We start from the raw sequence: 14,236 nt of genomic DNA, 5'->3' as shown, positions 1-14,236 counted from the left end.
AGTCCATGACTGCGAATGTTTCAAACGGCGCGCAAAACGCCGTAACGACGGCGCACAACCATATTAATGCGCAGCACGTCGAAGAGCTGGCCCTGCGCATGGTCGGTTGGAGCAGCGAAACCGGCACCCCCGGTGAAGCCGAATTTTCCGAACGTCTCGTTGGATTGTTGAAGGAAATCCCCTATTTCCAGCAAAATCCGGACAATATTCGTACTGTTGCAAGCCATGGCGATCCGCTGACGCATAATGTGGTTGCGCTGGTCCGCGGTAACGGCAAACGCACGCTTGCACTTGCAGGTCATTTCGATACGGTTGCAACTGATAATTATCACGAGCTGAAGTCGCTTGCTTGCGACAGCCGCAACCTCAAAGACGCGCTTATCAAGGATTTGTCGAAGCGCGCCCGTTCCGCTCAGGAAGAACGCGCGCTTGAAGATTTGCTGAGCGGCGATTTTCTCCCGGGACGTGGCCTGCTCGATATGAAAAGCGGCCTTGCCGTGGGTATTGCGTGTGCTGAAAAATTTGCGGCTGACCCGGATCACAGTGGAAATCTGCTGCTGGTTTTTACGCCGGACGAAGAACGTGAAAGTCGTGGCATGCGCTCAATGCGCAATGCGATGCCGACTATTGCCCGGGATTTTGACATTGAAATCTCGGCTGCGATCAATCTCGATGTGACATCTGATCAGGGCGACGGAAAAGAAGGCCGTGCGGTCTATGCTGGGACGATTGGAAAGCTGCTGCCTTTTGCGCTGGTTATCGGATTGAGCTCACATGCGAGCTATCCATATGAAGGCGTGAGCGCACAGGCGATGGCCGCCAGCATTTTGGCGCGCTTTGAAGGCAATGCAGTACTCGCCGATCGCGATGACAATGATATTTCGCCGCCACCTATCTGCCTTGAGGCAAAAGACCTCCGCGACGGCTATGAAGTGACGACGCCTGAACGCTTCTGGATCGCGCTTAACTGGCTTTATCATGCCATGACGGCGGAGGAGCTGTTCAGTCGTTTTAAGGACGAAGTGCTGGCAGGCGCGACGGAGGCTGTCGAACGTTTTGCCGCACAATCCGAAGCTTTTGGCCAGTTGATTGGCAAACGTGCAGGCGCAATTCCGGCTGCTCCTAAGCTCATCACATTCGAGCAGCTGCGGGCGATGGCTGCCGATGTTGCCGGTGAGAAATTCGAAGCGCTTTACAGCGCGCAGGAAAAGCGCCTTGCCGATATCGACAATCCGCTATCGGTCAGTCGTCAGTTGACCGAGTGGCTTGTCGGCGTTGCACATCTATCAGGTCCCGCCGTTGTGGTTGGTTTTGCAGGGCTGCATTATCCAGCAAGCCATCTCGACGATGCTCAGGCCAATGATAGGGCTTTCAAACAGGCCATCGACACAACGATGCAGACATTTGCGGCCTTCCCGGATCAATCGCTTGTGTGGAAGCCGCATTTCCAGGGCATCTCGGATATGAGCTTCTTGGGGCAGGCTACGCTTGGTCAGGACATCGTTTCGAACAATACGCCGGTTGCGCGCCTTGTTGATCATCCAGCCGGTGACGCGTTGCGTTTTCCGGTCGTCAATATCGGCCCTTGGGGTCGTGAGTTTCATCAGAAGCTGGAGCGCGTACACGCGCCTTACGCCTTTGAAGTGCTGCCGCAGATTGTTTCGATGATTGCAGAAGAGTTTTTGTCGAAGCGTGCCTGAAGTTCAGCGCGAGTCCATCCGATAAAGGATTACAATCATGACCAATGAAAAGCTGAACATCGTTCCCTTCGTCAGCGTCGATCACATGATGAAGCTTGTGCTTACGGTGGGTGTCGAAACCTTCCTCAAGGAACTGGCTGACGTGATCGAGGAAGATTTCCGCCGCTGGGAGCAGTTCGACAAGACGCCACGCGTCGCCTCGCATTCTGACGAAGGCGTCATCGAGTTGATGCCAACGAGTGACGGTACGCTTTATGGCTTCAAATACGTGAACGGCCATCCGAAGAACACCAAGGAAGGTCGCCAGACCGTTACTGCTTTTGGCGTTCTGGCTGATGTCGGCAATGGCTACCCGATGTTGCTGACCGAAATGACGATCCTGACGGCATTGCGCACGGCAGCCATGTCGGCAGTTGCCGCAAAACATCTTGCCCGACCAGATTCAAAGACCATGACGATCATCGGTAATGGCGCGCAGAGCGAGTTTCAGGCTTTGGCTTTCAAAGCCATTCTGGGCATCGAAAATTTGCGTCTGTTCGACATTGATCGCTCTGCGAGCGAGCGTTGCGCACGCAATCTGAGCGATAACGGTCTTTCGATTACGATCCACGCCACCTCGCAGGAAGCCGTTGAAGGTGCCGACATCATCACGACGGTCACAGCTGATAAGCAATACGCGACCATTCTAAGCGACAACATGGTTGGCCCTGGCGTGCATATCAACGCCGTTGGCGGCGATTGCCCCGGCAAGACCGAGCTTAACAAGGATATCCTGCTGCGCTCCGACATTTTTGTCGAATACCCGCCGCAGACCCGTATTGAAGGCGAAATCCAGCAGCTTGACGCCGATTACCCGGTCAAGGAACTCTGGGAAGTCATCACGGGAGCAATTGCTGGCCGCTCGTCAGATCGCGCGATCACTTTGTTTGACAGTGTCGGTTTCGCGATCGAAGATTTCTCTGCGCTGCGTTATGTTCGCAGCAAGCTGAAAGAAACGGGGCTTTATGTCGAACTGGACATGCTGGCTGATCCCGATGAGCCGCGCGATCTTTACGGAATGCTGCTCCGCTGCGAAAAATCGCTCAAAAAAGCAGCATAGAGCATAATCCGACCGCAGTGAAACGAGGATCGATAAGATTATGCTTTAGATATAATAAGTTAGGACGCCGATCTGATACAATCAGATCGAAACGCGCTCTGATGGAAATAGGAAGGCCGGTGGTGAGAACCACCGGCTTTTTTATTATACACTACTGAGCAGGATGCTGGTTTCGCTGTTCAACACGCCTTCGATTGTTCGCACTTCGCGCAGAACGCGGTCGAATTCGTGCAGGCTTTCCGCATGGATTTCCGCCACCAGATCCCACGACCCATTGGTCGTATGCAGAGTGCGTATCTGCGGCAATCCCCGCAACAGCTTGATGACTTTTGTCGTTGATCGGCCTTGCACTTCGATCAGCATGATCGCGTGTACAACCCCATCATCGTAATCTTGCCGAACTCGGATCGTGAAGCCAAGAGCTGCACCTGTTTCGAGCAGGCGGTCGAGACGCGCCTGAACGGTGCCGCGTGAAACGCCAAGGATTGTTGCCAGTTTCGAGAGTGGCGCACGTCCGTCCTCCCGCAAAATGGCAATCAGCTTATGATCCAGTTCGTCGAAAATATGCATAGCAGTTTTTACAGTTTGATTGTGCAAATTGCTAGAATTTTTACAGTTCACCCAGCAGTTTTACAATTTTAACTGACTTTATGCCCTCCTACTCTGTTTCTCGGAGTGCTGCTGGAGGAGCGTGTGAGAATGTTTGAGAGCTGTCAAAGCGACCTGATCGCGCAACCGAAGTTCATTGCGCAGTTCATGGCGCAGTTCGCGTTGAATTCGGTTCCCTTGGTAACGCGATAAGCGCTTTAAACCTTTGTTTTTACGCATGTCTTTCGCGACATGTTTTAGCAGTGAGAATAGTCTGAGAATGAGCAGGCCGTCTGTCCAGAGCCCAAAATCGGTCGTTATGATCCGACCACACCATTTCACCCCCAATGCGCAGACCGCAAAGGACAATGCGTTTCAATCGGTCGATGAGCGCCGTTCCGCTGAGATGGTTGCAAAAGCAGCCTTCGACGAAGTGACGAGAATGGCCGAGGGACTGGCCGATGCGGGCGTAATGGTTCATCTCTTTGAAGATGAAACCCATGCCCTGCCCGATTCCGTTTTTCCCAATAACTGGTTTTCCACCCATTCGGGCGGACATGTCGCCATTTATCCGATGTTCTCGGAAAGCCGTCAGAAGGAACGCCGTCCCGACGTTATCGAAATGCTGAAGTGCGATTATCGCGTTCAGGATGTCATCGATTATTCAGGTCTGGAGCGCGATCACTTCTATCTCGAAGGCACAGGGGCCATGGTGCTCGACCATATTGGACGCGTCGCTTATGCAGCTCGCTCCAACCGCACCAATGAGGTAGCGCTTGAACGCTTCTGCACGCATTTCAATTTCGAACCGATGGTGTTTGATGCGCTCGATTCGTCAGGCAAGCCGATTTATCACACCAATGTTCTGATGTGCATTGGCACCGATTACGCGCTGGTCGGCACCGATATGATTACCGATCCGGCCCGTCGTCAGGAGATCGTTGACCGCCTGCAGGAAACTGGCCGCACAGTCATTCATCTCACCGCGGAACAGATCGGTGAATTTGCCGGTAATGCCATTGAGCTTGAAGGCCGAGACGGTCGCGTTCTGGCCCTTTCTGCCCGCGCTTTCGCTGCTTTAAGCAAAGCTCAGATCGAGACAATCGAGCAGACTGCAAAGCTTTTGCCTTTCGCCGTGCCAACGATTGAGCTGGCAGGTGGATCGGTACGCTGCATGCTCGCAGGCATTCATCTCTCACGCCGCACAACAAACGGTACACATTTGCTTTACGCAACAACAAGAGCCGGGTAGATAGGCTCCAGCTAAATTGAGGGTAACCTTCCATGTCTTCTAACAGACCCGTTTATGAGTTCAATTCGATCATCGTCCGTGAGCCTTCGCGCTCGGTGGTAAATGGTCTTCGCGCGCTGGATACCGGCAACCCGACCTATGAAGGCGTAAAGGCTGAGCACGATGCTTATATCGCTGCCATGCGCGCTGCAGGTGTTGAGGTTACGATCCTTCCAGCACTTGAAGATTTCCCAGATTCCATTTTCGTCGAAGATCCAGCGCTCGTCTTTACCGAAGGTGCAATTTTGCTGCGTCCAGGCGCGCTTTCGCGCGTTGGCGAAACAGCTGTCATCGAACCGACGCTGCGTCAGATGTTTGATACGGTTGTTGAACTGCCGGAACCAGGTTTTGCTGATGGCGGCGACGTTCTGACCACGCAGAAGAGCGTGATGATCGGCCTTTCCGCCCGTACCGACAAAGCGGGTGCAGCGGCCCTGATCGCCAGCCTCGATAAGATCGGTCGCAAGGGTGAAGTTGTCTCGACCCCTGAAGGCGTCCTTCATTTCAAAACCGATTGCTCGCTGGTCGATGAAGAAACCGTTCTTTCGACGAGCCGTCTCGCAAAGTCGGGCGTATTCTCTGGTCTTCGCCAGCTGATCGTTCCAGAAGGCGAAGAAGCTGCTGCCAATGCGCTGCGCGTCAATGACGTCGTGATGGTCGGCTCGGATTTCCCGCGCACCATCGAGTTGCTGGAGAAGAGCGGCTATAACGTGGTTCCGCTCAAGACCACGGAGATCGGCAAGATCGACGCTGGCCTTTCCTGCATGTCGCTTCGCTGGTATCGCAAGTAATTCTGACGGCTCAGGGGCATCCGCTCCTGAGCTGTTTTTGTATGCGCATTCCCCGTGCTTGCTATCATCACAGGCAAGCCAACAAAAATATAAGGAGAACGGGAACATGGTGGGTTTTAAAGGGAAAATTGCTGGTGCGATTGCGCTTGCTGTCTTGGCCAGTGGTGCTGCTCAAGCTGACGGAAAACTTCGTCTTGGCATGACGCCAGAGCCATATATGCCTTTCACGCAGGTCAACGCGGCGGGTGAATGGGAAGGGCTGGAAGCAGACCTTTCACGCGCCCTTTGCGAGAAGCTTGCGGACAAGTGCGAGTTCAAGTCGATGGCGTGGGATGGCCTCATTCCATCGCTCACCGAAAACAAGGTCGATTTCATTATCGGTGCATTCTCCGTGACGGATGAACGCCGCAAGGTCGTCGATTTCAGCACGCCGTACTACACCGAAGGTACGGTCGTCGCTGGCGCCAAGTCTGATGAAGACAAAATCGGCACAGTCGCAGCAAGCGACGGTTCCGGTGAAGTCGTTGATCAGGCGGCCCTCTCGGGCAAGATCGTCGGTGTCCAGACATCGAGCGTCCAGTCGGCCTATATGACGAAATATCTTCCTGACGTTTCGATCAAGAGCTACGACACTGCTGACAATTCGGTGGCCGATCTTGTAGCAGGTCGCGTCGATTATGTTCTGGCACCAGATCTTTTCGTTCAGAACTTCCTGAAGACGTCGCAGGGCGAAGACTACGAGGTCAAGCTTGTGACGCCTAAGAGCGTCGTACTGGGCGAAGGCGTCGCCTATGCAGTTCGTAAGGGCGACACAGCAACGCTTGAAAAAGTCGATGCAGCACTTGCTGAACTCGACAAGGACGGCACTCTCAAGTCGCTGGTCGACAAGTGGATTTTTGAGAAGAAGTAACTCGATCCAATGCGAACGCCGCCAGCGGCGTTCGCTCATCGAGGTGCTGTGACCTCCACATTTCACAAAATGCTTTGCGCTTTTCATAAAGTGGAACGGTAGCAGACCGCAGCTCATAAGAGTTGTACCGAGCAGTCGTTCTATAAAGCGCTGGGCTTTTATGATCGGATTAATCTGCATGGATTCTTATTGGCAACTGTTGGCCTGGGGAAGTGAGGGCTGGGGAGACGAGTTCGCGCATGGGCTTATGATGACCTTGCAGGTCTCGGCCGTAGCATTCGCAGTCTCGTTTCTTTTCGGGCTCACTGGCGCCTCCGGTAAGCTTTCGCGTAATCGCTACATAAAAGCGATCGCAGATTTTTATACGACGGTGGTTCGCGCTCTGCCTGAACTGCTCGTTATTCTGCTGTTGTATTTTTCCGTTGCGACGGGTGCCGAACGCCTTCTGAAAGCAACAGGCCTTGTCGGAAACGATTTCCAGTTTAGCGCCTTCTGGGCTGCGATCATCGCGCTGGCTTTCGTCAATGGTGCGTTCATGACGGAAGTGCTGCGAGCTTCCTATCTTGCCATTCCACGCGGTCAGATCGAAGCTGCTCTTTCCATCGGAATGCGCAGACGTCAGATATTCACCCGCGTCACCTTCCCGCAAATGATGCGTCATGCAGTGCCCGGCATCGGCAATCTGTGGTTATCGATCACCAAGGAAAGCGCGATCATATCGGTGTTGGGTTCGTTCCATGAACTGCTTTACACCGGCTATCGTGCAGCTGCCTCCACCAAGCAGTACATCTTCTTTTATGGCCTCACGGCATTCCTGTTTCTGGCCATCACGCTGGTCTCGGTAATTGTGATTGCGCAGCTTGAAAAGCGCCTGAGCCGGGGGCATGGATAATGGAATCGATCACAAAAATCGTTGAGTTCCTACCGCCTCTCATCAAGGCAATGCCGCTCACACTGCTATTGACGGCTACGGCGGGTGTTATTGGCCTGATTTTCGGTACACTTAGCGCGCTGGCGCGGCTTTCAAACAGCCGCATTCTGAAATGGCCGGCTTTTATCTACACCTTCATTTTCCGAGGCACGCCGCTTCTGGTGCAGCTTTATCTGATCTATTACGGGCTCGGGCAGATCCTGCCAGGCACATGGGTCAGACACAGCTTCCTGTGGCCATATATGCGTGATGGTCTGTGGTATGCGGTGTTTGCGCTGAGCCTCAATCAGGGTGCTTACAATGCCGAGGTTATTCGCGGCGCTATCAAATCGATCCCACGCGGACAGATCGAAGCAGCACTTTCTATCGGTATGAGCCGGTTCAAGATTTTGCGCCGTATCACCCTGCCGCTGGCCTTCCGTCATTGTATGCCGGTCCTGACCAGTGATCTTATCATCCTGCTCAAATCCACTTCGCTTGCTTCCACAATTACGATCATGGAAGTGATGGGAACCGCACGCGCGTTGCAACGCAGTTCCCTGTCGATATTCGAGCCGTTGATTGCGGCAGGCATCCTCTATTTCACAGTTGTGTTCATCCTCACCCGGATCATGAATGTGATCGAACGGCGCATGAGTGGCTCACGCGCCTCGATGGTCTGATCTGTTTCAGGAGCAATTCAAAATGACTTCCATGGCACTGGCCGTCAAAAATATTCACAAGAGCTTCGCAGGCGTCGAAGTTCTCAAAGGTATCTCCTTTGAAGCGAAGAAAGGCGATGTCATATCGCTGATAGGCAGCAGTGGCTCCGGTAAGAGCACATTGCTTCGTTGCATCAACTATCTGGAAACGCCTGACGAGGGAGAGATTTCCGTTGCAGGCGAGGTGATCCGCACGAAAGTTGGGCGCGATGGAAAATCGCATGCCGCCGACCCGCGCCAGCTTGAGCATATCCGCACCCGTCTTGGTATGGTCTTCCAGAGCTTTAATCTCTGGTCCCATCGCACCATCCTCGAGAACATCGTCGAAGGACCGATCCACGTTCTGGGCATGTCGAAGGCGGAGGCGCTGGCCGAGGCTGAGGTTCTGATGGAAAAGGTGGGTATTACGCCCAAGCGCGATCAGTATCCGAGCCAGCTTTCCGGTGGTCAGCAGCAACGTGCCGCGATTGCGCGCGCGCTCGCAATGAAGCCCGAGGTTATGCTGTTCGATGAGCCGACCTCAGCACTCGATCCGGAACTTGTGACAGAAGTGCTGCAGGTTATCAAAAAGCTCGCTAGAGAAGGCCGGACAATGGTGATGGTGACGCATGAAATGGCACTCGCTCGCGAAATTTCGAGCGAAGTCATCTTTCTGCATCAGGGACTGGTTGAAGAGCGCGGTTCGCCTGATATCGTGATGCGCAATCCGCAGTCACCGCGTTTGCGCCAGTTCCTGCATATGAGTTGAGGGGGAGATCATGACGGACAATAAACTGGGTACATTCGGCGATGAACTGAGAGCTGTCCGCAGGCATCTGCACAGCATTCCTGAGTTGGGCCTGGAGGAAGTTGAGACTTCCGACTATATCGCCTCGACGCTTGAAAAATGGGGTTATGAACTCAGCCGTGGTCTTGCGAAGACTGGCATCGTTGCCTCTCTGCGTCGCGGCAATTCAAACCGTTCCATCGGTTTTCGCGCTGATTTCGATGCACTGCCAATTCTGGAAGAAACTGGCCTGCCTTATGCGAGCAAGAACGCTGGCAAGATGCATGCTTGTGGCCATGATGGCCATACGGCAATGCTGCTGGGTGCTGCGTGGTCGCTTGCGCAGGATCCTGACTTTTCTGGAACCGTTCATTTCATCTTTCAGCCCGCCGAAGAAAACTTCGGTGGTGCGCAGATCATGATCGAAGAAGGCCTGTTTGAGCGCTTCCCCTGCGATCAAGTTTTTGCTCTGCATAACTGGCCGGGTCTTCAAGCCGGCAAGTTTGCCTCGAAGGCTGGACCAATTGCGGCGTCCATCGATGCGTTGACGCTCACGGTAAGGGGCAGCGGCGGGCACGGTGCAGAGCCTGAAAAGACGATTGATCCGATTGTGGTCGCTTCAAGTATCGTCATGGCGTTGCAAACGATCGTCGCGCGTAATGTTTCGCCGCATCAGCCAAGTGTGATTACGGTCGGCGCGTTTAATTCCGGTGCGGTTTGCAACGTTATTCCCGATACCGCCAAGCTTGAAATCTCGATGCGTGCAACCGATCCGGTTATCCGCAAGACATTGCGCGATAAGCTCGAGCAAGTGGCCAAGATGCAGGCCGCAAGCTATGGCGCAGATGTGAGCTTTGAATGGATGACCGGCTATCCCGCAACCATCAATGATGCGACAGCTTTTGAGCAGGCAAAGGCAACAGTGGTTCAGCATTACGGCGAAGACGCATTTGAAGAGATGGACAAGCCGCTGATGGGCAGCGAAGATTTTTCCTTCATGCTGGAAAAGGCTTCCGGTGCTTATCTCCTAATCGGAAATGGTGAAAGCTCAGGCTTGCATACGTCAAAGTATAATTTCAACGATGAAATTCTGGAGCGCGGCGTGTCCTTCTTCCATAATTTGGCTAAGGACAGCCTCAAAGTCTAGCATTCAATGAGAGGCGCGGTATTCCCCGCGCCCCTTTTTTAGAGTGCGCGGGAATGTTGCTCAAGGTTTCCGTGCTGCTCACGACGTGACTCGCAAGAGTGAATGTCAGAGGGAAATTCGCTTCAAATCCTTGTCGAGAGCGAGAAGCTCGGGCAGCTCCGTTCCGGAGCCGAGGTTTGGTGCAGCACATCCCATCACATCGGCAGGCACGACACAGGCGGCGCGGATCGCCTCTTCAAGCGGCACGCCGACTTGTTGAACCAGATTGGCGAGACAGCCGACCATATCGATATGGGCACCAGCAAGTGAACCGGCGGCATTGACGAGGGCACCATCGCGCACTTCGATCCGTTCGCCGTAAAGCTCGAAATGATCTGGCCCGCCAATGGTGGACATAGCGTCAGACACAAGAAACATGCGATCACGCCTTGCGCGCGCGCGCCATGCAATGCCAACCATTTCCCACGTCACATGATGTCCGTCGACGATGATGCCGACGAATGCATCGCTGCCAATTGCTGTGCCAACCACGCCCGGCTCACGTGAGGTCATTGGCGGCATGGCATTGTAAAGATGGGTGAAGCAGCTGATCCCAGCTTCAAGCCCCGCTTTTGCCTCATCGGTCGTGCCATTGGTATGACCGGCGGAAACCACGACGCCCATATCGACGATCTGACGGATCGTGTCGCCAGGCACCATTTCTGGCGCGAGTGTAAGCATCACCGGCACATCCGCCTTGCGCAGAATTTTTAGCGCTTCGAGCGTGGAGGCATCCATAGGGCGGATAAATTCGACGCGATGCGTGCCCTTGCGTGCAGGGTTCAAATGCGGGCCTTCGATATGCAGGCCGAAGAAGCCGTCCATGCCCTTGCATTCGACGGCGGCGTGAGCCGCCTGAATGATACGCTCCGGCTCGCAGGTGATCAACGTTGGCAGAACCCAGCCAGTGCCGCGTTTGCGCAGTGTCGAAATGATATGCGCGATACCCTTGGCGTTGGTGTCAGAATTGAGCATGACGCCGCCCGCGCCATTGACCTGCAGATCAATACAGGCAGGCATCAGGATATGCGGGGTGAGGTCCGGGGTCTCATCTGATTTACGCGGGCGCAGGCGATCAATGCCCCTAGCCCCGATCTCGGCCACGAGACCAGTCTGAAGCCGCCCATTGAGGAATACAAAGTCTGGGGCGACAAGACGGCTCATCGGGGTTCTCCTGCTTTATTAGAGCGCATCCCGAAAACTGTGAAACGACTTTCGGATAAGATACGCGTTAAAACAAATAGTTAGAGGGTATTTGAATCTGATTCAAGCTGGTTCAAATGCGCTCTAAGTGCGTAAAGTGCAACGCCACGCGCGCCGGAACTGTCGCCGAAACGGGCTGTTCTGATCGCTGGTATGCGGGTTGGCCCGAGCTTTTGTTTTTCGAATGCTTTCGATACACGTTCGGCAACACCGTCCATGTTGGAAAGGCCTCCGCCCAGCACAATGCAATCGGGATCGACGACGAGCTGCATCGTCAGGAGCGATTCCGCCATCAGTTCTGCCCAGTCATTGAGAACCTGTTCTGCCGCCGCATCACCATTGGATGCGCGTAGTGTCAGCTCCTGATTGGAAATTGTTTCACCAAGCTTGATCTTTGAAATATCGGCAAGGCCTGTGCCGGAAACATAGCGTTCCATGCAACCGGTCTTGCCGCAACCGCAAGGGATCAAGGGCAGGTTCTGCTGGCTTAAAATACGTGCTGGCATGCCCGTATGGCCGACTTCCAGCGCCAGACCATTATAGCGTGGGGGAATATCGCCATTGATCACAAGACCTGCACCCATGCCAGTGCCGACAATGAGGCCGATCACGACGTCGCCGCCTTCGCCTGCACCGCCGTGAACTTCCGAATAAGCGAAAGCCATACAATCGTTCATCAATGGGAAACTGCGTCCGAAACGCGCCACAAGTGCTGCACCCACATCACGTCCGGTGATGGGAATGTTGGAAGCAAAGCCGTGGCCATTGGCCGGGTCGATCCAGCCGGGAAGGCTGATGCCAACGGGCAATTTCGGACTACCGGATGTTTCGCTCAGCCATTCAATCTGTGCCGCCAGCCCTTCGATGAAATCCTCGAAACTGCTCACAGGAGTTGGAATCCGCCGCGTCAGAACGGTTTCCATATTTGCGTCGAACAGGCGGCCCTCAATTTTGGTGCCGCCCAGATCAATGGCGCCGCAGATCATGCTGACCTCATGCTTCATGCGTTAAAGGGGTAAATCTTAACCCCGGAAACGACGCGTGTCAGGTTGCCTTGATCGATAAATGGATTGTCGATGTTGAGATCGAGTTCCGCGGACCAGCGGGCAGACCAGATTTGCGCCAGAAGCACATAAAGCACAGCATCCCAGCGGCTGTCACCTTGATGATTGGCAGCAGTCAATTGATGCGCAAGGTCACAGCCTTCGCCGCCAACGGTTGTGACGGTTGCGAGCGGAAATTGTTGTGCGATTTCGCGTGCGATATCGAGATCATAGCGCGCGGTATGCTGGTCTGGATGGATGAAGACCACGACGCGGGTGTTGCCAACGACTGAAGCCTTCGGACCATGACGAAAACCGAGTGTGCTGTCCCAATTGGTCATGACCTGGCCTGCGGTCAGTTCCAGCACCTTGAGTGCGCTTTCGCGCGCGACGCCGGTCAATGCGCCGGAACCAAGAAAAATGGCACGTTCAGGATGCGGTGCAGGGGTGGCGTCAAGCTGGGCGATTGCTTTAGCAGCCGCAACCGAAAGATTGCCAAGCTTTGACGCCACGTCAGCCGTAGGGTCGATGCAGGCGAGCGCCGACAGAAGCATCGTCGTATAGCTCGAAGTCATGGCAAAGGCGCGATCATGGGTTGCTTCAGGCAACACAATCACGCGTTGTTCGCCAGGCCCCTTTGCCGGGCGGACTGCCAATGCGCTTTCACCGTTGCAGGTGATGTTGAGACGATGGACCTTGGGGAAATGCTCATCCAGCAGATCGAGCGTTGCGATGGTTTCCGAGCTGTTGCCGCTGCGGCCAAACTGCACGACGAGGAGTTCTGCGTCATTGATCAATGTTTCAGATGGATTAGAAACGATGTCGGTGGTTGCAATAGATGCCAGCGAAATCGCGCCAGTCTTGGTTGAGGCTAGGGCCTGACCGATGAAGGCCGAGGTGCCGGCACCACTGAACACGATACGCTTGATACCTTTGGCGGCAATCCATTCGCGGATTTCAGCCGATTGCGCGGCAAGCGGCTCGGCCCATGCCTGCCAGATGCCGGGCTGTGCGTGAATTTCCTGCCAGGTGTGGCTCGTTTCCAGCTTAGTCATTAACGCCGTCCTCTTGAGTACTGATGAAACGCACACCACGTTCGCGGATGCGGTTGGCTATTTCATGGTTTGGCTCAAGATCGGTCACGATTGCTGAAATCCGATCCATTGCGCAAATACGATGCAGTCGTGGTTTGCTGAATTTCGTTTTGTCGGCCAGCACGATAACCCGGCCAGAAGCTTCAATCATCGCGCGGTTCTGATGGGCCTCGTCTTCGAGAAATGTGCTGACGCCGGTTTCCGGGTCGATGCTGTCGGCCCCCATGAAGAAGGTGTCGAAGCGCATTTCGGATAGAGCTGAATCAACCAGGCGTCCGGTCACGGACATGGTTTCACGACGAATATTGCCGCCGGTCAGCATCACCTGATGCTGTTTGTGGCCGAGCACGGTCCGCGCCACATCGAGGCTGCGGGTCATGATGACAAGCGGCGCAAGATTGCCAAGATGCGCTGCAAGACGCTCAGTGCTGGAACCATTGTCGAAGAGCACAGCCGTATCACCTTCAAGGAGGTGGGCTGCCTTGCGCCCGATTGTATCCTTTGCGTCGAAGTTAACGGCGCGTCGATCAACCGGATTGGATTCAACACCAAACGGGGTGAGGGCAGGTTTTTGGGCCAGTGATAAAGCAAGATCGATACGAAAATCGGCAAGACCGGCATAGCCAAAGCGCTGACAGAAACGGATAAGCGTTGGCTCCGAAGTGCCGAGTTGGCCGCACAATTCGCGCGCAGTGGAGCGTATAAAGCCAACCGGATCGCTTTCGATCAACTGACATATGCCGCGTAGCTTCGGAGTAAGCTCCGCCGCCGCTGCCTGCACAGTCTGATAGAGATCTTCGGTTTGTTGCAACTTATCCCTTTTCAAAACTGGGTCCCATTTTCGGGCGATATGCTTCAGCGTCAGGATTTTCTATTCGAAAGAAAATGTTACTTCAACACAAATATTATGTGCTGAATGTTTATTCGAACACA

Annotated in this window: 14 protein-coding genes; 9 read left to right on the top strand and 5 right to left on the bottom strand. The window is 54.3% G+C overall.

The annotated features are described in order from the left end of the window. Nucleotides 1–98 precede the first annotated feature (98 nt). Entirely contained in the window at nt 99–1,700 is a 1,602-nt protein-coding gene (locus tag QBD00_RS12055; RefSeq protein ID WP_412535020.1) for a M20/M25/M40 family metallo-hydrolase, read from the top strand. A gap of 37 nt (nt 1,701–1,737) precedes the next feature. After that, a complete protein-coding gene (locus tag QBD00_RS12050) occupies nt 1,738–2,799 on the top strand; it encodes an ornithine cyclodeaminase (RefSeq protein WP_318579599.1) in 1,062 nt (353 codons plus the stop codon). A gap of 144 nt (nt 2,800–2,943) precedes the next feature. Here the strand turns inward: QBD00_RS12050 and QBD00_RS12045 are convergent, their stop codons facing one another. After that, nucleotides 2,944–3,369, bottom strand: a complete 426-nt coding sequence (locus QBD00_RS12045) for an Lrp/AsnC family transcriptional regulator (protein WP_095445092.1) — start codon at nt 3,367–3,369, stop codon at nt 2,944–2,946. A 298-nt stretch (nt 3,370–3,667) separates the two neighbouring features. Between QBD00_RS12045 and ctlX the strand changes: the two genes are divergently transcribed. The 7 genes from ctlX (at nt 3,668) to QBD00_RS12010 (ending at nt 9,924) form a co-directional block, all read left to right on the top strand. Beyond that, on the top strand, nt 3,668–4,639 hold the full coding sequence (ctlX, locus tag QBD00_RS12040) for a citrulline utilization hydrolase CtlX (RefSeq protein WP_318579598.1): 972 nt from the start codon (nt 3,668–3,670) through the stop codon (nt 4,637–4,639). 32 nt (nt 4,640–4,671) lie between these two features. Further along, a complete protein-coding gene (locus tag QBD00_RS12035; RefSeq protein WP_151091158.1) occupies nt 4,672–5,469 on the top strand; it encodes a dimethylarginine dimethylaminohydrolase family protein in 798 nt (265 codons plus the stop codon). Between the two features lie 106 nt (nt 5,470–5,575). Beyond that, a complete protein-coding gene (locus QBD00_RS12030) occupies nt 5,576–6,379 on the top strand; it encodes a transporter substrate-binding domain-containing protein (RefSeq protein WP_191793342.1) in 804 nt (267 codons plus the stop codon). A gap of 178 nt (nt 6,380–6,557) precedes the next feature. Then, the gene (locus tag QBD00_RS12025) at nt 6,558–7,271 is read left to right on the top strand and encodes an ABC transporter permease (RefSeq protein WP_095445088.1); all 714 of its coding nucleotides are present in this window, start codon (nt 6,558–6,560) and stop codon (nt 7,269–7,271) included. Beyond that, nucleotides 7,271–7,972 carry an ABC transporter permease gene (locus QBD00_RS12020; protein ID WP_151091155.1) on the top strand — a complete coding sequence of 234 codons (702 nt, stop codon included), beginning with the start codon at nt 7,271–7,273 and terminating at the stop codon, nt 7,970–7,972. The genes QBD00_RS12025 and QBD00_RS12020 overlap by 1 nt, the downstream gene beginning before the upstream one ends. A 22-nt stretch (nt 7,973–7,994) precedes the next feature. After that, nucleotides 7,995–8,759 (top strand): ABC transporter ATP-binding protein, encoded by a 765-nt coding sequence (locus QBD00_RS12015; protein ID WP_318579597.1) that lies wholly within the window; start codon nt 7,995–7,997, stop codon nt 8,757–8,759. A 10-nt stretch (nt 8,760–8,769) separates the two neighbouring features. Further along, the gene (locus QBD00_RS12010; RefSeq protein WP_318579596.1) at nt 8,770–9,924 is read left to right on the top strand and encodes a M20 aminoacylase family protein; all 1,155 of its coding nucleotides are present in this window, start codon (nt 8,770–8,772) and stop codon (nt 9,922–9,924) included. Nucleotides 9,925–10,029: 105 nt separating this feature from the next. Here QBD00_RS12010 and nagA read toward each other — a convergent pair whose 3' ends face one another. From nagA to QBD00_RS11990, 4 genes are all read right to left on the bottom strand, one after another. Beyond that, nucleotides 10,030–11,127 (bottom strand): N-acetylglucosamine-6-phosphate deacetylase, encoded by a 1,098-nt coding sequence (nagA, locus tag QBD00_RS12005; RefSeq protein ID WP_318579595.1) that lies wholly within the window; start codon nt 11,125–11,127, stop codon nt 10,030–10,032. A gap of 80 nt (nt 11,128–11,207) precedes the next feature. Further along, complete coding sequence (locus QBD00_RS12000; RefSeq protein WP_235901654.1) at nt 11,208–12,152, bottom strand: ROK family protein; 945 nt, start codon at nt 12,150–12,152, stop codon at nt 11,208–11,210. A gap of 14 nt (nt 12,153–12,166) precedes the next feature. Beyond that, nucleotides 12,167–13,264 carry an SIS domain-containing protein gene (locus tag QBD00_RS11995; RefSeq protein WP_318579594.1) on the bottom strand — a complete coding sequence of 366 codons (1,098 nt, stop codon included), beginning with the start codon at nt 13,262–13,264 and terminating at the stop codon, nt 12,167–12,169. Continuing rightward, complete coding sequence (locus QBD00_RS11990) at nt 13,257–14,129, bottom strand: transcriptional regulator (protein WP_318579593.1); 873 nt, start codon at nt 14,127–14,129, stop codon at nt 13,257–13,259. Before QBD00_RS11990 ends, QBD00_RS11995 begins: the two co-directional genes overlap by 8 nt. Between the last annotated feature and the right edge of the window lie 107 nt (nt 14,130–14,236).

It is taken from the genome of Ochrobactrum sp. AN78 (assembly GCF_029909885.1).
GTDB classification, from domain to species: Bacteria; Pseudomonadota; Alphaproteobacteria; order Rhizobiales; family Rhizobiaceae; genus Brucella; species Brucella quorumnocens.
This window is presented reverse-complemented; position numbering and strand designations above follow the sequence as displayed.